Annotated in this window: 18 protein-coding genes; 9 read left to right on the forward strand and 9 right to left on the reverse strand. The window is 72.3% G+C overall.

Annotation, left to right across the window (positions count from 1 at the left end; translation table 11 throughout):
- Positions 1-69: 69 nt before the first annotated feature.
- Positions 70-1,281: a DUF445 domain-containing protein gene (locus tag BS80_RS04770; protein ID WP_157535933.1), complete on the forward strand. Its 1,212-nt coding sequence runs from the start codon at positions 70-72 to the stop codon at positions 1,279-1,281.
- 58 nt (positions 1,282-1,339) lie between these two features.
- The gene (locus tag BS80_RS04775) at positions 1,340-2,371 is read left to right on the forward strand and encodes an adenosine deaminase (RefSeq protein ID WP_035793578.1); all 1,032 of its coding nucleotides are present in this window, start codon (positions 1,340-1,342) and stop codon (positions 2,369-2,371) included.
- Here the strand turns inward: BS80_RS04775 and BS80_RS04780 are convergent.
- From BS80_RS04780 to BS80_RS04790, 3 genes are all read right to left on the reverse strand, one after another.
- Positions 2,344-3,090: a YidC/Oxa1 family membrane protein insertase gene (locus tag BS80_RS04780; protein WP_063771898.1), complete on the reverse strand. Its 747-nt coding sequence runs from the start codon at positions 3,088-3,090 to the stop codon at positions 2,344-2,346. The two genes, BS80_RS04775 and BS80_RS04780, sit on opposite strands and share 28 nt — an antisense overlap.
- An 84-nt stretch (positions 3,091-3,174) precedes the next feature.
- Positions 3,175-3,474 (reverse strand): DUF6412 domain-containing protein, encoded by a 300-nt coding sequence (locus tag BS80_RS04785; protein ID WP_035793581.1) that lies wholly within the window; start codon positions 3,472-3,474, stop codon positions 3,175-3,177.
- Positions 3,475-3,544: 70 nt separating this feature from the next.
- Positions 3,545-4,612, reverse strand: a complete 1,068-nt coding sequence (locus BS80_RS04790) for a Gfo/Idh/MocA family oxidoreductase (protein WP_035793584.1) — start codon at positions 4,610-4,612, stop codon at positions 3,545-3,547.
- 463 nt (positions 4,613-5,075) lie between these two features.
- On the opposite strand from BS80_RS04790, the gene BS80_RS04795 reads away from it, so the two are divergent.
- The 5 genes from BS80_RS04795 (at position 5,076) to BS80_RS04815 (ending at position 8,986) form a co-directional block, all read left to right on the forward strand.
- Positions 5,076-5,855: an HAD-IIA family hydrolase gene (locus BS80_RS04795; RefSeq protein WP_035793587.1), complete on the forward strand. Its 780-nt coding sequence runs from the start codon at positions 5,076-5,078 to the stop codon at positions 5,853-5,855.
- 145 nt (positions 5,856-6,000) lie between these two features.
- Positions 6,001-6,678, forward strand: a complete 678-nt coding sequence (locus BS80_RS04800) for an NAD(P)H-dependent oxidoreductase (protein ID WP_035793589.1) — start codon at positions 6,001-6,003, stop codon at positions 6,676-6,678.
- A gap of 98 nt (positions 6,679-6,776) precedes the next feature.
- Complete coding sequence (locus BS80_RS04805) at positions 6,777-7,154, forward strand: ArsR/SmtB family transcription factor (protein WP_051966017.1); 378 nt, start codon at positions 6,777-6,779, stop codon at positions 7,152-7,154.
- A gap of 133 nt (positions 7,155-7,287) precedes the next feature.
- On the forward strand, positions 7,288-8,016 hold the full coding sequence (locus BS80_RS04810) for a uracil-DNA glycosylase (protein WP_198045437.1): 729 nt from the start codon (positions 7,288-7,290) through the stop codon (positions 8,014-8,016).
- 76 nt (positions 8,017-8,092) lie between these two features.
- On the forward strand, positions 8,093-8,986 hold the full coding sequence (locus BS80_RS04815; protein WP_035793596.1) for an alpha/beta hydrolase: 894 nt from the start codon (positions 8,093-8,095) through the stop codon (positions 8,984-8,986).
- Positions 8,987-8,997: 11 nt separating this feature from the next.
- Here the strand turns inward: BS80_RS04815 and BS80_RS04820 are convergent, their stop codons facing one another.
- The 3 genes from BS80_RS04820 to BS80_RS04830 form a co-directional block, all read right to left on the reverse strand.
- The gene (locus BS80_RS04820) at positions 8,998-10,284 is read right to left on the reverse strand and encodes a polysaccharide deacetylase family protein (protein ID WP_035793598.1); all 1,287 of its coding nucleotides are present in this window, start codon (positions 10,282-10,284) and stop codon (positions 8,998-9,000) included.
- Between the two features lie 209 nt (positions 10,285-10,493).
- A complete protein-coding gene (locus BS80_RS04825) occupies positions 10,494-11,096 on the reverse strand; it encodes a DedA family protein (protein WP_051966019.1) in 603 nt (200 codons plus the stop codon).
- A 317-nt stretch (positions 11,097-11,413) separates the two neighbouring features.
- Complete coding sequence (locus BS80_RS04830) at positions 11,414-12,715, reverse strand: multidrug effflux MFS transporter (protein WP_051966021.1); 1,302 nt, start codon at positions 12,713-12,715, stop codon at positions 11,414-11,416.
- 155 nt (positions 12,716-12,870) lie between these two features.
- Between BS80_RS04830 and BS80_RS04835 the strand changes: the two genes are divergently transcribed.
- A complete protein-coding gene (locus tag BS80_RS04835; RefSeq protein ID WP_035793600.1) occupies positions 12,871-13,947 on the forward strand; it encodes an LLM class flavin-dependent oxidoreductase in 1,077 nt (358 codons plus the stop codon).
- 3 nt (positions 13,948-13,950) lie between these two features.
- On the opposite strand, the gene BS80_RS04840 is transcribed toward BS80_RS04835, so the two are convergent.
- From BS80_RS04840 to BS80_RS04850, 3 genes are all read right to left on the reverse strand, one after another.
- Positions 13,951-15,948 carry a putative bifunctional diguanylate cyclase/phosphodiesterase gene (locus BS80_RS04840; protein ID WP_232246361.1) on the reverse strand — a complete coding sequence of 666 codons (1,998 nt, stop codon included), beginning with the start codon at positions 15,946-15,948 and terminating at the stop codon, positions 13,951-13,953.
- A gap of 349 nt (positions 15,949-16,297) precedes the next feature.
- Positions 16,298-16,723 (reverse strand): OsmC family protein, encoded by a 426-nt coding sequence (locus tag BS80_RS04845; protein ID WP_035793601.1) that lies wholly within the window; start codon positions 16,721-16,723, stop codon positions 16,298-16,300.
- Between the two features lie 76 nt (positions 16,724-16,799).
- The gene (locus BS80_RS04850; RefSeq protein WP_035793604.1) at positions 16,800-17,567 is read right to left on the reverse strand and encodes a VOC family protein; all 768 of its coding nucleotides are present in this window, start codon (positions 17,565-17,567) and stop codon (positions 16,800-16,802) included.
- A 267-nt stretch (positions 17,568-17,834) separates the two neighbouring features.
- On the opposite strand from BS80_RS04850, the gene BS80_RS04855 reads away from it, so the two are divergent.
- The gene (locus tag BS80_RS04855; protein ID WP_051966026.1) at positions 17,835-18,170 is read left to right on the forward strand and encodes a chorismate mutase; all 336 of its coding nucleotides are present in this window, start codon (positions 17,835-17,837) and stop codon (positions 18,168-18,170) included.
- The last annotated feature ends 8 nt before the right edge of the window (positions 18,171-18,178 follow it).

An 18,178-nucleotide genomic window follows, 5' to 3' on the forward strand; every position in this document is an offset into this window, starting at 1 on the left:
CCGGTGACGGTCGCCCCCGGGGTCCGGTTCACCGCCGCCGATGAGGAGAAGCGGCAGGGCGTGCGCCGGATGAAGGCGATCGCCACCGGGTTCCTCGCCGTCGCCACCGTCGTCTACGCCCTGGCGACCTGGGCCGGTGCGGCCGGGTGGGGCAGCTGGACGGGGTATGTCGCGGCCGCCGCCGAGGCCGGCATGGTCGGTGCGCTGGCCGACTGGTTCGCCGTCACCGCGCTGTTCCGGCGCCCGTTCGGCCTGCCGATTCCGCACACCGCGATCATCCCGACCAAGAAGGACGCCTTCGGCAAGTCGCTCGGCGACTTCGTCGGCGAGAACTTCCTCTCCGCCCAGGTGGTCCGCTCCCGGCTGGCCTCGCTCGGCATCGCCCGCCGGCTCGGCGAGTGGCTGGCCGCGCCCGGCAGCGCCGAGCGGGTCACCACCGAGGCCGCCGCCGCGCTGCGCGGGGTGCTGGCGGTGCTGCGCGACGAGGACGTCCAGGCGGTGGTGAGCGAGGCGGTCACCCGGCGGGCCGCGGCCACCCAGGTCGCCGAGCCGATAGGACGGATGCTCGGCAAGGTGGTGGCGGACGGCGGCCACCATGGCGTCGTCGACCTGGTCGCGGTGCGGGTGCACGACTGGCTGGCCGAGCACCACGTCGACGTGGTGGACAAGGTCGCGCTCAAGTCGCCCGGCTGGACGCCCAGGTTCGTCGACCACCAGGTCGGTGAGCGGGTCTACAAGGAGCTGATGCGCTTCGTCACCGCGATCCGCGACGACCCGCAGCACCCGGCCCGCGGCGCGATCGACACCTTCCTGGCCGACTTCGCGGTCGAGCTGCAGACCGACGAGGCGACCAAGGCCCGGGTCGAGCGGGCGAAGGCGGAGCTGCTGGTCCGCGACGAGGTGCAGGACCTGATCGCCTCCTCCTGGGCCGCCATCCGCTCGCTGGTGCTGAACGCCGCCGAGGACGAGGACAGCCAGCTGCGCACCCGGATCCGCGACGCGCTGCGCTCCTTCGGGCGCCGGCTCTCCCGCGACCGGCGGCTGCAGGGCAAGGCGGACGGCTGGCTGCAGGACGCGGCGCAGTACGTGGTCGAGACGTACCGGGCCGAGATCACCTCGCTGATCTCGGACACCGTGGCCGGGTGGGACGCCGACGAGGCGTCCCGCAAGATCGAGGCCAACGTCGGCCGCGACCTGCAGTTCATCCGGATCAACGGCACCGTGGTGGGTGCGCTGGCCGGCCTGCTCATCCACACCATGGCGACGGCGCTGGGCGGCTGAGCTCCGTGAAAGGATGCGAGGTCCGGACGAAAACCGTATAGGTGAGGGAGAGACGAAGATGTCCCGAGGGATCGAGGCGTTCATCGCCGGCCTGCCCAAGGCCGAGCTGCACGTGCACCATGTCGGCTCCGCCTCACCGCGCGTGGTGGCCGCGCTGGCCGCCCGCTACGAGGGCAGGACCGCGGTGCCGGCCGACCCGGAGGCGCTCGCCGAGTACTTCACGTTCACCGACTTCGCGCACTTCATCCAGGTCTACCTGTCGGTGGTCGACCTGATCCGTGACGCCGAGGACGTCCGGGCGCTGACCTACGGCGTGGCCGAGGACATGGCTCGTCAGCAGATCCGCTACGCCGAGCTGACCGTCACGCCGTACAGCTCGGTCAGGCGGGGCATCCCGGACGTCGCCTTCATGGAGGCGATCGAGGACGCCCGCAAGAGCGCCGAGCGGGACTTCGGCGTGGTGCTGCGCTGGTGCTTCGACATCCCCGGCGAGGCGGGTCTCGTCTCGGCCGAGGAGACCGCCCGGCTCGCGCTGGACGTCGGCGCCGAGGGTCTGGTCAGCTTCGGCCTGGGCGGCCCGGAGATCGGCGTGCCGCGGCCGCAGTTCAAGCCGTACTTCGACCGGGCCCGGGCGGCCGGCCTGCACAGCGTGCCGCACGCCGGCGAGTCCACCGGCCCGGAGACGGTCTGGGACGCCCTGCGGGTGCTGGGCGCCGAGCGGATCGGGCACGGCACGCAGTCGGTCAAGGACCCGGCGCTGATGGACTACCTCGGCGAGCACCGGATCCCGCTGGAGGTCTGCCCGACCTCCAACCTGGCCACCCGGGTGGTCGAGCGGATCGAGGAGCACCCGATCCGGCAGATGGTGGACGCCGGGCTGCTGGTCACCGTGAACAGCGACGACCCGCCGATGTTCGGCACCGACCTCAACACCGAGTACGCGGTGGCCGCCAAGCTGCTGGGCCTGGACGCGGCGGGCGTGGCCGGCCTGGCCAGGAACTCGGTGGAGGCCTCGTTCCTGGACCAGGGCGGCAAGACCAGGCTGACCGGCGAGATCGACGCCTACCTGGCGGGCTGGGAGCGCCGCTGACGGCCGACCGGCGCGGGCGCGGCCGTCGTCGTCGCTGCCTGCGCCGGTTCGCGGTGCAGCAGGCCGCGCTCGGCGGCCGTCCAGGCCGTGGTGGTGAGCAGGTAGAGCGCGGCCGCGAGCGGGACCAGCGCGGCGAACAGCACCGTGCCGAACGTGAGGTACGGCGCGAAGCCGGCCCCGGGCGCGGTGGGGTTGGCCTGCGCGGCCTTCCGGGCCCGCCGGAAACCCACCCAGCCGATGGCCGCCAGCGCCGCGTACAGCACGCCGAAGACCGCCAGCTGGGCCGGGCCGTGCGCCGCCGTGAGGTGGGTGCCGAGCGGGACGCCGAGCAGGGTGTGGTGCAGCAGGTCGTTGGGCGCGCCGGCCAGCGTCGGCAGGGTGAAGAGCCGGTACATCACCGAGAAGAACGGGATCTGCACCAGCATCGGCAGGCAGCCGGCCAGCGGTGAGGCCTGCTCCTCCTTGTACAGCGCGGCCAGTGCGGCCTGGAGCTGCTCGGGGCGGCCCTTGTGCTTGCGGTTCAGCTCGGCGACGCGCGGCGCCAGCCGGGCGCGGTGCTTCTCGCCGCGGGCGGCGGCCCGGGCCAGCGGGTGCAGGGCGAGGCGGACGCAGACCGTGAAGAGCACGATCGCGGCGGCGGCCGGGAGGAACTGGGTGAGCGAGCCGACCGCGCTGTGGGCGAGGCCGACGGCGGGATCGAAGATCGAGAAGATGGACATGCGGGGCGGGCCCTCCGGAGTCTGACGACAGGTTCGGCGGAGGACGGCCGCGAGCGCGGCTCAGGTACGGGTGGGTACGGGGGGCTACGCGGCCGTCGGGGCCGCGCCCGGTGCCCTGGGGCGGCGACGGCCCCGGGCGTCCGGATCGCGTTGCGGGAGGAAGGCGGTGGCGAGCGCGCGCCGGCGCAACGCCGCGTCGCGGACGGCGTGCGGCGCTGCCGCGCCGAGCAGCCGGGCCACCAGGTACGCCCCGCTGACCACGCCGGCCAGCAGCAGCAGTGCGGCGGCCGCGGCAAGCGCGGTGAGCCCGGCCGTCGGGTCGTGCGCGGACAGGTCACCGACCAGCAGCCGGAGCAGGCCGAGGAGCAGCGCGAGCGGATGCACGGGCGGACCTCCTCGGTGGTGTGGACTCTCCAGCTGATGGTACGGGTGCGGAGCTCGCGAATCGAGGGGTTCAGGCCACCGGGATCACATGACCGGTGACCGCGGAGTCGCGGGCGGCCTCCAGGACGGTCAGCACGGCGACGGCGTCGCGGGGGTCGACGGGCGGCGGGGTGCCGGTGGCGAGCGCGGTGGCCAGCGCGACGTAGAAGGCGGGGTAGTCGCCGGCGCAGCTGGGCAGGTGGACGGAGGCCTCGTCGGTGCCGAGCAGGCCGTGCTGGGACGGGTCCTCGATGCCCCAGGCGTGGGTGTCGGGGCGGCGGCCGGCGCGCAGGTCGGCCTCCTGCGGGTCCATGCCGTACTTGACGTAGCCGGCGCGGTCGCCGAGCACCCGCAGGCGCGGGCCGGCCAGCGGCGCGATGGCGCTCGTCCACAGGTGGGAGCGGGTGCCGCTGGCGTGGGTGAGGGCGAGGAAGGCGTCGTCGTCGACCGCGGCGCCGTCGCGCCGGATGTCGATCTCGGCATACACGCTGCTCACCGGGCCGAACAGGGTCAGCGCCTGGTCGACCAGATGGCTGCCGAGGTCGTAGAGCGTGCCGCCGACCTCGGCGGGGTCGGCCAGCTCGCGCCAGCCGGCCTTCGGCTTGGGCCGGAAGCGCTCGAAGCGGGACTCGAAGCGGTGCACCCGGCCCAGCGCGCCTTCGTCGAGCAGTCGGCGGACGGTCAGGAAGTCGCCGTCCCAGCGCCGGTTCTGGAACACCGTGAGCAGCGTGCCGCGCGCCTCGGCCAGGCCGCAGAGGCTGTGCGCCTCGGCGGCGGTGGCCGCCAGCGGCTTGTCCACCACGGTGGCCAGACCCGCCGTCAGGGCGGCCCTGGCCAGCGGCACGTGCGTGCGGTTCGGGGAGGCGATGACGACCAGGTCGTAGGAGCCGGCGTCGGCCAACAGCTGCTCGGGGTTGTCCAGCGCCCGGGCGTCAGGGTGCTCGCGGGCCAGCTGCTCGCGGCGGCCGGGGTCGCTGGTGACCACCGCGGTCAGCCGCAGCCCGGGGGTGCTGGCGATCAGCGGCGCATGGAAGGCGGAGCCGGCCAGGCCGTAGCCGATCAGGCCGACGCGGTACGGGGTGAGGGGGGCGGTGCTCATGCTCCTACTTCACCACAACGGCCCGCCCGGACGGCCGCAGCAGCGCCCGGGCCCTCCCGCCGGGAGGGCCCGGGCTGTCGGCCCCGGTGATCGAAGTCTCAACTGGCCGCCGCCGGGCGACGTTCGCCAGGTGCGACAGACGAAAGGGGACCAACTGAAGTCGGGCCCCTTTCGTGTGTCCCAGGTCGAGGGTTTTCGCGGAATCCGATGAACGTTGTATCGGATGCAGTACCGCTCGTTATACCGGCGGAGATCACTTATTCACGGTCTGTCGTATTCGTCGACGCCCTCTGCCGGCTCCGCCCGCTCAGGCAGTCGACCACCCGCGGTCGGCCCGGTCGGCCACCGAGAACGGCCTGCGAAGTCCGGTGATCGGGACAAGCTGTTGCCGGGCAGGTGTGCGCACTAGGCTGGCCCTGTTGGGGCAGCCGGCACGACCACCGCATGATCACAGGAGACACACGTGGCAGAACGTAAGCCCATCGAGTCCTGGCTGACCGACATGGATGGGGTACTCATTCACGAGGGCGTGCCGATTCCCGGGGCCGACCGGTTCCTCAAGCGGCTGACGGAATCCGGCAAGCCGTTCCTCGTCCTCACCAACAACTCGATGTACACCCAGCGCGACTTGCACGCCCGCCTTGCCCGCATGGGACTTGAGGTTCCGTCGGAGCACATCTGGACTTCGGCGCTGGCCACGGCCAAGTTCCTCGACGACCAGCGCCCGGGTGGCACCGCGTACGTGATCGGGGAGGCCGGCCTCACCACCGCCCTGCACGACATCGGGTACATCCTGACGGACGCCGAGCCCGATTTCGTCATCCTGGGTGAAACGCGAACCTATTCCTTTGAAGCCCTGACCAAGGCCGTACGCCTGATCAACGCCGGTGCGCGCTTTATCGCCACCAATCCGGACGAGACCGGGCCGTCCGCCGAAGGGGCGCTGCCGGCCACCGGCTCGGTCGCCGCGCTGATCACGAAGGCGACCGGCGTGGAGCCGTACTTCGTCGGCAAGCCGAACCCGCTGATGATGCGGGCGGGCCTGAACACCATCGGCGCCCACTCCGAGAACAGCGCGATGATCGGCGACCGGATGGACACCGACATCATCTCGGGGATGGAGGCCGGCATGGAGACCTTCCTCGTCCTGACCGGCCTCACCAGGCCAGGCGACGTGGAGCGCTTCCCCTACCGGCCGACCCGGGTGGTCGACTCCATCGCCGATCTGATCGACATGATCTGACCCGTAGCTACGACGAAGGCCCTCCCGCGATCGCGGGAGGGCCTTTGCGTTGGCGGCCACTGGCTATCGTGCGGCGGCGCGTCGTCCCGCCCGCCGGACGTCCGGATCGGATTGACGTATCGAAGTTCATCGATATGATCTCTGCATGTCGACCTCAACTGCCGTTCCCACCGCCCTGATCGTTCACGCTCATCCCGAGCCCGATTCGTTCAATGCCGCCCAGATGGCCACCGCCGCCCAGGCTCTGCGGGACGCCGGCTACCACGTCGACGTTCTGGACCTCTACGCCGACGGCTGGACCCCGGTCCTCGGCCGCGAGGAATTCGCCCCGGTGGACGGTCCGTTCAAGCCGCAGGCCGAGCAGATGCGCGCGCTCCAGGACGGCACGCTCGACGCGGTCGTCGAGGAGCACCTGGAGCGGCTGCTCGCCGCCGACCTTCTCGTGCTGTCGTTCCCCCTGTGGTGGTTCTCGCTGCCGGCCATCCTCAAGGGGTGGATCGACCGGGTCTTCATGATGGGCGCGGTCTTCGGCGGTGACCTCGGGTTCTTCGGTGACGCCGCGCTCGCCGGCAAGCGGGCGATGCTGCTGTTCACCACCGGCGGCTCCGGTGCCGCGTTCGAGCCGGGCGGCGCCTTCGGTGCGCTGGACGACTTCCTGTTCCACATCCACCGCGGGATGTTGGAGTTCGTCGGGTACCAGGTCCTCGACCCTGTGGTCACCTACGGACCGGCCCGCCTGACGGACGAGGAGAGGGCGACGGCGTTGGAGGCGGTCGGAAAGGCCGTCACGCTCACCGCGGCGGCCGCCGCGCCCGTGCGGTAGCGGCCAGAGGGGTGAGCCGCCCGGGTGCCGCCGAAGGCGTGACGCATCGATTATCGTCGATGGAGCACAGTCGGTTCCGCGGCAGTACCGGAAGGCCCATGACGACATACGACACGCCTGCGACAGGTGAGCTCCTGGCACTCCTGGAACCCCTCAAGGCGCTCGCCAACCCCGTGCGGTTCCAGGTGCTTCAGTGGCTGGCCGAGCCGGAGGCGCACTTCCCGGTTGATCCCGCCGTCACCGATCCGCGCGCGGTCGGCGTTTGCGTGAGCCACATCCAGGCCAAGACCGGACTCGCCCAGTCCACCGTCTCCGCCTACATGGCGGTGCTCGAACGGGCGGGCCTGGTGCGCTCCACGCGCGTCGGGAAGTGGACCCACTACCGGCGTGACGAGGAGCGCATCGCCTCGCTCGTCGAGGAGTTCGGCCGGGAACTCGGGGCGCTGCCCGGCGGCGGTACGGCGCGCCGGGGGTGAGGCCGGCGTGCACCGCGCCGGCTTCCTGCTGCCCCTTTTGGGTCGTTGTCGGTAGCGCTGTGTACCGTGCGTGGTGCAAGAAGGGGCGGGGTCGGCAGGCCTGCGCCGCTTGGGCCGGTGGAAGGTTGATGTGGTGACCGAGGTTGCTGAGTTGAGCACGGGCGCGGGGTCGGACGAGTCGGAGCTGGTGCTGCCGGAGTCCTGGCGCGAGGTCCTGGCGGCGGAGGTGCAGCAGCCGTACTTCGCGGCGCTGGCCGCCTTCCTGGCGGGCGAGCGGGCCGAGCAGCAGATCTTCCCGCCGCGTGGCCAGGTGTTCTCGGCACTGGAGGCGACGGCGTACCAGGACGTCCGGGTGCTGGTGCTCGGCCAGGACCCGTACCACGACGACGGCCAGGCGCACGGCATGAGCTTCTCGGTCCTGCCGGGGACCAAGACGCCGCCCTCGCTGCGCAACATCTACAAGGAGCTGAACGCCGACCTCGGTGTGCCGGTGCCGGACAACGGCTACCTGATGCCGTGGGCCGAGCAGGGCGTGCTGCTGCTCAACGCGGTGCTGACGGTCCGTGCGCACGAGGCCAACTCGCACAAGGGCAAGGGCTGGGAGAAGTTCACCGACGCGGTGATCAAGGCGGTCAGCGACCGGGCAGAGCCGTGTGTCTTCGTGCTGTGGGGCAACTACGCGAAGAAGAAGCTGCCGCTGATCGACACCGAGCGGCACGTGGTGGTGCAGGGGGCGCACCCGTCGCCGCTGTCCGCGAAGCTGTTCCACGGCAGCAAGCCGTTCTCGCAGATCGACGCGGCGCTGGAAGGCTTCGGCCAGGAGCCGCTGGACTGGCGGCTGCCGAACCTCAAGGCGATCTGAGCCGGGTTCACCCTGTTGCGGGCGGCGGTGCCCAACTACTGTTCGACGCACAGGCCTCCGCCGCTCGCCCGAGGAGTTGATCGTCGTGCCGCAGTACGAGGAGTCCACTGTCGCGGTACCCGGGGGGGAGCTCGCGGTACTGCGCTGGCCCGCCGCCGATCCGGCGGCCCCCACCGTGCTGGCCCTGCACGGGGTCACCGGCAACGCGGCGGCCTGGAGCGAGGTGGCCGGCCGGCTGGCGGGCGGGGTGACGCTGGTGGCACCGGACCTGCGCGGGCGTGGGGCCAGCCGGGGCGTCGGCGGTCCGTTCGGCCTGGCCCGGCACGCGGACGACGCGGCCGCGCTGATCGATTCGCTGGGCTGCGGTCCGGTGCTGCTGGCCGGCCACTCGATGGGGGCCTGGGTGGCGGCGCTCACCGCCGTGCGGCACCCCGAACTGGTCGCCCGCGTCCTGCTGGTGGACGGTGCGGTCACCCTCCCGCTGCCCGCCGAGGCGCTGGTGGAGGCGGAGCTGGCCGAGATCCTCGGCCCCGCGCTGGCCAGGCTGTCGATGACCTTCACCGACCGGGATGCGTACCACGCGTTCTGGCGCGCGCACCCGGCGGTCGGGCCGCTCTGGTCCCCGCTGGTGGAGGAGTTCGTCGACCGGGACCTGACCGGCACGGCGCCCGAACTGCGTTCCACCTGCGTGCTGGAGGCGGTGCGCACGGACACCCGCCAGGTCCGGCTGGACCCGACGGCGTCCGCGGCGATCCGCCAACTGCCGTGCCCCGGTGAGCTGTTGTGGGCCGAGCGGGGCCTGCTGGACCAGCCGCAGGGGCTGTACGACGCCAAGCACCTGGCCGGGGCCGGCCTGGAGGGCAATGGACTGACCATCCGTCAGGTCCCGGACACCAACCACTACTCGATCGTGATGGGCCCGGTCGGAGCCACCGTGGTGGCCGAACGCCTGCTGGCGACAGCCCGCTGAGGGCCGCCGTCTCAGGAGGTGGGAGTGCCCGACGCGCCGGCCGCACCGAGGAAGTTGCCCCAGCCGCCGGCCGGTGCCTGGCCGACGTTCAGCGAGCGCAGCTTGCGCAGCGTCGACTGGTCCTGGACCTCCATCCACTCCACCAGCTGACGGAACGACACCAGCCGCACGTCGGGCTTGCCCGCGACGTACTTCAGGGTCGCCTCGACGGCGTCCATGTAGATGCCGCCGTTCCACTGCTCGAAGTGGTTGCCGACGAAGAACGGCGCCCGGTTGGTGGTGTAGGCCCGGTCGAAGCCCGCCTGGTAGGCCGCGGCCGCCTCGCTGCGCCAGGTGTCGTACTTGCCGGGGTCGCCCTTGGTGCTGCCGGCCGACTGGTTGGCGAGGATGTTGTAGTCCATCGAGAGCACCTGGAAGGTGTGCCCGGGGAACGGTATGGACTGCAGCGGGAAGTCCCAGATCTGGTCGTTCTGCACCTTCTGCGGCCAGATCTGCAGCCCGCCCGGCGAGCTGGCGTCGTACTTCCAGCCCATCTTGGCGGCGGTCGGCAGCAGCGCCTTCTGCCCCTCCAGGCAGGGGGTCCGACCGCCGATCAGCTCCTTCTTGTAGTCGAAGGGCAGCGCGGGCAGGTCGGTGAAGCCGGTGTTGGTCTTCCAGTTGGTCACGAAGGAGATCGCCTGGTCGATCTCGCTCTGCCAGTCGTCGGAGGACCACTTGTTGACGCCGTTGCCGCCCGGCCGGCTGGAACAGAAGTGGCCGTTGAAGTGGGTGCCGATCTCGTGGCCCGCCAGCCACGCCTGGCTGACCAGCTTGATCGTGTTGCGGATCGCGCCGTCCGACAGGTACGGGATGTCCGAGGCGCCCACCGAGTGCTGCGGCGGGTGGTAGAGGTCGGTCTTGGTCTTCGGCAGGGTGTAGATGCCGGAGAGGAAGAACGTCATGGTCGCCTTGTACTGCTCGGCGAGCTTCAGGAAGCGGGGGAACTGGTTGTCGTCGGTGGCTCCGGCGCCGTCCCAGGAGAAGACCACGAACTGCGGGGGCTGCTCGCCCGGCTTGAGCTTCTCGGGCTTGGGCTGGTTGGGCTGTGCCCCGGTGTCGGAGGTCGAACCGTCACCGATCAGGGTGGCCTTGGCCGAAGGCTGTCCGGCGGGGGAGCCGGTCGTGCCGTTCCCGGCGGGGGTGCGGGCATCGGATCCCGAGCCGGCGGTACTGGTGGCGCTGCCGCATGCCGCGACGGCTCCCAGGGCCGCGGTAGCTGCGGTGGCACTCAGCACGGTCCTGCGCGAGATGTGGCTCATCGTCTCCCCTGCCAGGGTCGAGCCCGGCTCACCAGGGCGGATCGCGGTGAGTGGCGGGCCTGTTCGGGCACGTTAAATCATGACTTTTCAATCAGGATGTCATGGAGCTCTGATCCGATCCAGCAACCGTGCCCCACACCAGGCCATGACGCCGCACCCGTCCGGAACGGTGCACGGACAGGTGTTCTGTTGCACTCCTGAGACAAACCTCAGGCGGAGATCGCGGCCAGCTGGCGACTGCGGCGGACCAGCCGGGCGACGGCGGCGCTGATCGAGGTCGCGGCCGCGCAGGAGACCGCCAGGCTCAGCCAGGCGGTGTTGAACCAGTGGCTGTTCAGCCAGCCGAGGGTGACGATGTACGCGGCCCAGACCAGTGCGGCCAGAGCAGACCAGCGCAGGAACCGGCGCGGCTGGCTGGGGGAGTGACCCATCGCGAGGTCGAGGACCGTCCGCCCGCCCGGCACGAAGCGCGCGACGATCACCATCACGGCGGCCGCGTGGCTGGTCCGTCCGTCCAGCGACTGCTGCACCCGCCGTACGCTGGCGGCGAGTTTGGGACGCCCGTCTATCCGCCGGCGCAGGAACGGCGCGCCGCGGCGGGCCAGGGTGAGCAGCAGCACGTCGCCGAGGAAGGACGCGACGGCGACCGCGGCGGCCAGCAGGAGCGGGGCGCCGTCGATCCGGGAGGTCTTGAGCACCGCCAGGATCACCAAGGTGCCACTGGGCAGGAACGGGAGGAAGGCGTCGCCGAGAACGGCCACGAGCGCCAGGACGCAGAACCATGACGAGCTGACGAGCGATGCGCTGTTCACGTTGTAACTCCCTCCACACCGCCCGGGGGAGAACAGGTGGCTGCAGTGGACAACGCTATCCGCTGCCCATTTCATACCCTCGGGCACCCCCCATGTGGCGGGGGTCACCGAGGGTACGTCTGGACAGACGTGAGCCCCTGCGCCGGGGTTGCCGGTGCAGGGGCTCACGGGGTCGGTCGGAACTGGTCCAGTCCTCGGCCTTGCTGAGGAGTAAGGCGCTGGTTGGCGGTCCTTTACTGGTGATCAGCCTGCCGGATGTGACCCGCTGTGCGCGAGTCTCCACGCTGGCGAGTTCCGGCGCTGGCGTGATCCCGCCATCACGCAGTGGAGTCGGCGCCGGCGGGCGGCGTCCGCATCGGGTCGGGGATCGCCTGCCAGGGGCGGCAGCACAGGACGAACGCCCCCAGCGCCAGCAGGGCCGACGCCAGGATGACCGACGCCATCGGCACAGCGCTGTCCTGCCCGCCGAGGCCCACCAGGGCCGGCGCGATCGCCCCGGTCAGGAACTGCAGGGTGCCGAGCAGCGCGGAGGCGGTGCCGGCCGCGTGCGGAGCGCGCTGCAGCGCCAGCGCCGCGCTCGGCGGCGTCACCACGCCGAGTGCGGCGGCCATCACGAACAGGCCGACGGTCAGGCCGGCCAGTCCGGTGTGCCAGACCGTCGCCATCAGGACCAGCGCCGCACCGGAGAGGGTCAGCAGCAGGACGCCGGTCAGCTGGATCCGGTGGCTCGGGAAGCGGCCGAGCAGCAGCCGGCCGGTGACCAGTGACATGACCAGCAGCCCGGTCTCCACCAGGGCGAAGAGCAGGCTGTAGGTCTGTGCGGAGCCGTGGTAGAGGTCCTGCACCACGTACGGCGACGCGGCGATGAAGGAGAACAGCGCCCCGAAGCCGAAGGAGATGGTCAGCAGGTAGCCCGTGAACAGCCGGTCGGCCAGCAGCCCCCGGAAGGTCCGCAGGGTGTCCGGCAGCCCGCCCCGGCGCCGCCGGGCCGTCGGCAGCGTCTCGCGCACCAGCACGGCGGAGGCCAGCAGGAGCACCAGCCCGAGCCCGGCCAGCACCATGAACACCCCGCGCCAGGAGGTGAACCGCAGCACCTGGCCGCCGAGGACCGGCGCCAGCAGCGGCGCCGAGCCCGAGACGAGCGTCAGCGAGGAGGCGAACCGGGCCGCCGCCAGTCCGTCGAACAGGTCGCGCACCACCGCGCGGGAGATCACGATCCCGGCGGCGCCCGACAGCCCCTGCACCACCCGGCAGGCGATCAGCACCCGGACGTCGGTGGCCAGCGCGCAGACCGCGGTGGACAGCACGTACAGCGCCAGCCCGGTCAGCAACGGGCGGCGCCGGCCCAGCGCGTCGCTCAGCGGACCGGCCACCAGCTGGCCGAGGGCCAGTCCCACCAGACAGGCCGTCAGGGTGAGTTGGACCAGGGTGTCGCTGGTGTGCAGGCCCTCGGTGATCCGCGGCAGCGAGGGGAGATACATGTCCATCGAGAGCGGCGCCAGCGCGCTCAGCGAACCGAGGGCGAGGGTCAGCAGCAGCCCGACCCGGTGGGCCGCGGGTATCGCGGCGCCGGGCGTTGCGGTGGATGTGGTCGTGACAGCGGGAGATGAGTCGGACACAGGCTCTCAGAACGGGCTCGTGGGTGAACGGGCTGGCCGGTGCGGCCCCGACCCACCGTAGGCGCTGGCGGGCGGCGGGAACACAGGGCCCCGGCCGCCTGTTGTCCCCGATCGGACAGGCGGGGATCCCGCACACCGGCAGGAGGGCAGACGCAATGAGCACCGAGGACCAGCAGACCCGCGGCGACATTCGGGGAACCGCCCGGGGCAGCGCGCCCGCGCCGCTGTCCATCCTGGACCTGGCCCCCATCGGCGCCGGCTTCACCCCGGCCCAGGCGCTCGCCGCCACGACCACGCTGGCCCGCAGTGCCGAGGAGTGGGGCTACCACCGGTTCTGGGTGGCCGAGCACCACGGCATGCCCGGGGTGGCGTCCTCCTCGCCTGCCGTCCTGCTCGCCCACCTCGGCGCCAACACCCGCACGATGCGGCTGGGTTCGGGCGGGGTGATGCTGCCCAACCACGCACCGCTGGTGGTCGCCGAGCAGTTCGGGCTGCTGGAGGCGCTGCACCCGGGCCGGATCGACCTGGGCCTCGGCCGGGCACCGGGCACCGACCAGGCCACCGCCCGGGCGCTGCGGCGCGGCCTGGGCGACGAGGGCGCCGACGACTTCCCGCAACAGCTCGCGGAGCTGACCCACTTCCTGGACGGCGACTTCCCCTCGGGGCACCCCTACCACCGGCTCACCGCCGTGCCGCGCAGCGCCGGGCGCCCGCCGATCTGGCTGCTCGGATCCTCCGGCTTCAGCGCGCAGCTGTCCGGGCGGCTGGGCCTGCCGTTCGCCTTCGCGCACCACTTCAGCGCCGCCAACACGGTGCCCGCGCTCGACCTCTACCGCTCCAGCTTCCGGCCCTCCGAGGTCCTCGACGAGCCGTACGCCCTGATCGGGGTCGGCGCGATCGCGGTGCCGGAGGGCGGCCGGGAACAGGCGCGGCGGCTGGGCCGGTCCGCGGCGCTGGGGATGATGCGGCTGCGCCAGGGCCGTCCCGGGCCGATCCCGACGCCGGAGGAGGCCGAGAGCTACGCCTACAACGCGGCCGAGACGGAGTTCGTCGAGTCCTGGCTGGGCAACCTCGTGATGGGCGAGCCCGGCGAGGTGGCCGACGGCCTGGAGGAGCTGCGCAAGCGGACCGGGGCCGACGAGCTGATGGTCACCTCGCACATCCACGGTCACGAGGTGCGCCACCGCTCCTACGGCCTGATCGCCGAGGCCTACGGCCTCACCGCCGCCTAGGAGTCAGTGGATCCGGCCCTTGCGCAGTATGGCGGCGACCAGTTCGGCCTCGCCCGGGCGGGCGAAGTACCAGCCCTGGGCGGTGTCGCAGCCGGTCAGCCGCAGCCGTTCGGCCTGGGCGGCGCTCTCGATGCCCTCGGCGGTGACGGTCAGGCCCAGGTCGTGGGCGAGCCGGACCATCGCGCTGACGATCTGCTCGTCCGCCTCGCTGCGGCGTGAGCGGTCGTCGGGGCGGCCGGTGGGGGCCGGGTCGCGGAAGCCCTCGATGAACGTGCCGTCCAGCTTCAGCGCGTGCACCGGCAGCCGGGACAGGTAGGCCAGGTTGGAGTAGCCGGTGCCGAAGTCGTCGATGGCGATCCGGATGCCCATGTCGGCGAGGGCCTGCAGGGCCTGCAACGGGCGTCCGCCCGGGCCGAGGACGGCGCTCTCGGTGAGCTCCAGCTGGAGCAGCCTGGCCGGCAGGCCGGTGCGCTCCAGCACCTGGGCGACGTCGGCCACCACGTCGGAGTCCCAGATCTGGCGGGCCGCCAGGTTGACGCTGACGAAGGTCTCGGCGTCCGGGAACTCGGCCAGCCAGTTGCGGGCCTGCTTGCAGGACTCCTCCAGCACCCACTTGCCGAGCGGGACGATCGCCCCGGACTCCTCGGCCAGCGGGATGAAGCGGTCCGGGGAGAGCGTGCCGTAGCGCGGGTGGCGCCAGCGGACCAGCGCCTCGGCGCCGTGCACCGTCCCGTCGGCGAGGCCGACCAGCGGCTGGTACTCGACGGTGAACTCGCCGCGCTCCAGGGCCGGACGCAGTGCGGTGGCCAGCAGCTGACGGGTCAGCTGGTGGGCGCCGCGGTCGCGGTCGTAGAGCGTCCAGCGGGCCCGGCCGTCGGCCTTGGACCAGTACAGCGTGGCGTCGGCGTCCTTCACCAGGTCGGTCGGGCTGGTGGAGCTGACGGGCCGTTCGACCACGCCGACGCTGGCGGTGACCACCAGCCGGTGGCCGGCCACGTCGAAGGGCTGCTCCAGCACGGTCAGCAACTGGCCCGCCAGCCCGGTGAGCTGGCCGCTGTTCTCGCTGTCGACGACCAGGACCGCGAACTCGTCGCCGCCCAGCCGGGCCACCAGGTGCCCGTCGCCCTGGGCGAAGCGGCGCTCCAGACGGGTCGCCACGGCGACCAGCAGCTGGTCGCCGATGTGGTGGCCGAGCGTGTCGTTGATGGCCGCGAAGCCGTCCAGGTCGAGATAGCAGACGCCGACCCGCCGACCGGGGCCGGTGGCGGGCTGGACGCCGGCCGGCAGGCAGGCCGCGTCCAGCTGCTCGAAGAAGTAGGTCCGGTTGGGCAGTTGGGTCAGCGGGTCGTGCAGTGCCTCGTACTCCAGCCGGTCGCCGAGCCGGCGCTGCTCGGAGACGTCCTCGAACATGACCAGCGTGTAGAGCGGGCGGCCGTCGTCGTCGCGGATCAGCGAGATGGTGACGTTGCTGAACACCGCCCGGGCCGGGTCGCGGTGCTTGAGCTGCTTCTCCACCCGCACCCGGTCGCGCTCACCGGCGACCAGCTCGCGGTAGAGCCGCTGGGGGGTGTCCTCGGGGTCGATGATGTCGTAGATGTGCATCCGCACCAGGTCGGCGACCTCGCGGCCGAGCATGGTGGCGAAGCACTCGTTGGCCTCGATGATGCAGTCGTCGGAGTCGATCAGCGCCATGCCGATGCCCGCGTCCGCGAACGCCGCACGGAACCGGGACTCGCTGGCGCGCAGCGCGGCGAGCAGCTGCTCGGTCTCGGCGCAGCCCGTGCCGCCGCGCGGCGCGGCGTGGCCGGCCGCGGTCGCCGGGGCGCCGACCCGGGCCAGGGCCAGGCCGCGGCCGATGTCCAGCGGCTGCGCGCAGGTGGGGCAGAGCGCGAGCGGCACGGGTGGGCCGGGCGGCGCGGACTTGGCCGGCGCGGGTTCGGAGAGTACGTCGGGCGCGACGGAGCGCAGTCGGCCGTCCAGTCCTACGGTAGGGTCGGGCAACTCCTCGCGCCGCACCCCGTGGTGGTGTGCGTCGGCCCCTTCGTTCCGGCCCCGCACGGCACGCTCCCGTCCGCTGCTGACGCTGTCTCGGCCGGTGGCCCGCGCCGGGTCCGCCGACTCCCCGCACTGCTGCGAGAACTTGCGAGTGCGCCTGCTCCCGGGTATGGGGCAGGGCACTGTGGCCGATCATAAGGCGCCGGGAGAAGTGGCGGCCACAGCCGTCAGGGTGATTCGTCGGGTTTCGGGTGAAGCGGGCGGGAAACAGCCGCGCCCCTGGCGTGCACACGTCGGTGCACGCCAGGGGCGTACGCGGGGCCGGGGCCTCGCGGGCGGTGGTGCCGACCGGGGGTCAGGCCAGCTTGGCCGAGAGCGTGATGGTGGTGCCGGACAGGGCCTGGCTGACCGGGCAGTTGGCCTTGGCGTCCTCGGCGGCCTTCTGGAAGCCCGCCTCGTCGAGGCCGGGCACCTCGCCGGTGACGGTCAGGTGGATGCCGGTGATGCCGGTGCCGGGCTGGAAGGTCACGTCCGCCTGGGTGTCCAGCCGGGTGGGCGGGGTGCCCGCGCCGGCCAGGCCGTGCGAGAGCGCCATCGAGAAGCAGGCGGAGTGCGCACCGGCGATGAGCTCCTCCGGGCTGGTCTTGCCGTTCGCCTGCTCCGCGCGGGACGGCCAGGAGACCGGGAACTCGCCGATCCCGGAGGAGGCGAAGGTCACCTCGCCGGTGCCGTCGAGCAGGTTGCCCTGCCAAGCGGTGCGGGCGGTGCGGGTGGTAGCCACGATCGGGTTCCTCCTGTGCTGAAGGGGACTGTCGGAGTGTCAGCTCCGGTCACGCCGCCCTCAGCCTACGTGGCGTTCACGGCAGCTTGCAGAAGGTGACCATCGCGCCGCCGGGGTCGGTGCACGCCACCATCCGTCCGTACGGCGAGTCGAAGGGCTCGCGCAGCACCCGGCCGCCGAGCTCGGCGACCTGGGCGGCGGCCCGGTCGGCGTCGGCCACGGCGAAGTAGGTGGACCAGAAGGGCTGCGGTTCGGCGGTGCGGTAGCGGCCGCAGACCGGGTTCTCGCCCGCGTCCGGAAGCCGCCAGACCGTGTAGTCGAAGTCCTTGCCGTCGCCGATCTGCTCGCGCCGGTAGGGGAAGAGCCGGCCGTAGAAGGCGTCGGCCGTCGTACCGTCGGGCGTGTTGAGCTCGTTCCAGCACATCGCGCCGGGCTCGCCGATGACCGCGGCGCCGAAGTGCTCGGCGGGCTGCCAGAGTCCGAAGGAGGCACCGGCGGGGTCGAAGGCGAAGGCCATCCGGCCCGCGCCCGGGATGTCGTGCGGGCCCATCACCGGCTTGCCGCCCGCGTCGGCGACCTTGCCGTAGACCGCGTCGAGGTCGCGCGTGGAGAAGTAGACGTTCCACATCGTCGGCAGCTGCTCGGCGCCGGGCGGCGGCGGCATCAGGGCGGCGGCCGGGCGGCCGCCGCTGAGGCACATGGTGTAGCCGCCGTAGGCCGGGCCGTTGTCGTGGAACTCCCAGCCGAGGATCGGCCCGTAGAAGGCCCGGGAGCCGGCCGGGTCGGAGGTGGTCAGGTCGGCCCAACAAGGGGCGCCGTCGGAGTAGGAGTCGCGCACGGGCATGGCGGGGTGGGCCTTTCTCGCAGCGGAACGGCCCGGCCGGGGGTCGGCCGGGCATGGGGGCGTCCGTGCGGTCAGAATCGGCCCGGCCCTGACGGAGCGCAACCGCAGTGCGGCGGACGGTGAGCGGGTGAGGGGCTGTCCACATGGCGGACGATCGCCGAAATCGGGGCGGGGCGGCGGGCGACGTCCTGTTAGATTTGCTCGGCCTCAGCCAGCCCCAGCCAGCCCCGGCCCACCCGCCGGACCGCCCGAACCGGAGCAGAAGCGATGACGGAGCAGCCCACCACCGACCCGACCTCTCCCCTGGAGGGGGTCGACGACGCCGTCCGGGCCGAGCTGGCCGGCCTGCGCCAGAGCATCGACAACATCGACGCGGCCGTGGTGCACATGCTCGCCGAGCGCTTCAAGGCCACCCAGCGGGTCGGCCGGCTCAAGGCCGAGCACAAGCTGCCGCCGGCCGATCCGGCGCGCGAGCGGGACCAGATCGAGCGGCTGCGGGAGCTGGCCGCGGGGGCCCATCTCGACCCGGTCTTCGCGGAGAAGTTCCTCAACTTCATCATCGCCGAGGTGATCCGCCACCACGAGGCGATCGCGCGGGCGTAGAAGCCGTC

The organism is Kitasatospora mediocidica KCTC 9733, assembly GCF_000744225.1.
GTDB lineage: Bacteria > Actinomycetota > Actinomycetes > Streptomycetales > Streptomycetaceae > Kitasatospora > Kitasatospora mediocidica.

Coding starts and splice junctions, on each gene's coding strand:
- BS80_RS04770 (WP_157535933.1), top strand. CDS start 70: ATGAAGGCGATCGCCACCGGGTTCCTCGCCGTCGCCACCGTCGTCTAC.
- BS80_RS04800 (WP_035793589.1), top strand. CDS start 6,001: ATGTCGACCTCAACTGCCGTTCCCACCGCCCTGATCGTTCACGCTCAT.
- BS80_RS04775 (WP_035793578.1), top strand. CDS start 1,340: ATGTCCCGAGGGATCGAGGCGTTCATCGCCGGCCTGCCCAAGGCCGAG.
- BS80_RS04790 (WP_035793584.1), bottom strand. CDS start 4,612: ATGAGCACCGCCCCCCTCACCCCGTACCGCGTCGGCCTGATCGGCTAC.
- BS80_RS04855 (WP_051966026.1), top strand. CDS start 17,835: ATGACGGAGCAGCCCACCACCGACCCGACCTCTCCCCTGGAGGGGGTC.
- BS80_RS04850 (WP_035793604.1), bottom strand. CDS start 17,567: ATGCCCGTGCGCGACTCCTACTCCGACGGCGCCCCTTGTTGGGCCGAC.
- BS80_RS04780 (WP_063771898.1), bottom strand. CDS start 3,090: ATGTCCATCTTCTCGATCTTCGATCCCGCCGTCGGCCTCGCCCACAGC.
- BS80_RS04805 (WP_051966017.1), top strand. CDS start 6,777: ATGACGACATACGACACGCCTGCGACAGGTGAGCTCCTGGCACTCCTG.
- BS80_RS04835 (WP_035793600.1), top strand. CDS start 12,871: ATGAGCACCGAGGACCAGCAGACCCGCGGCGACATTCGGGGAACCGCC.
- BS80_RS04820 (WP_035793598.1), bottom strand. CDS start 10,284: ATGAGCCACATCTCGCGCAGGACCGTGCTGAGTGCCACCGCAGCTACC.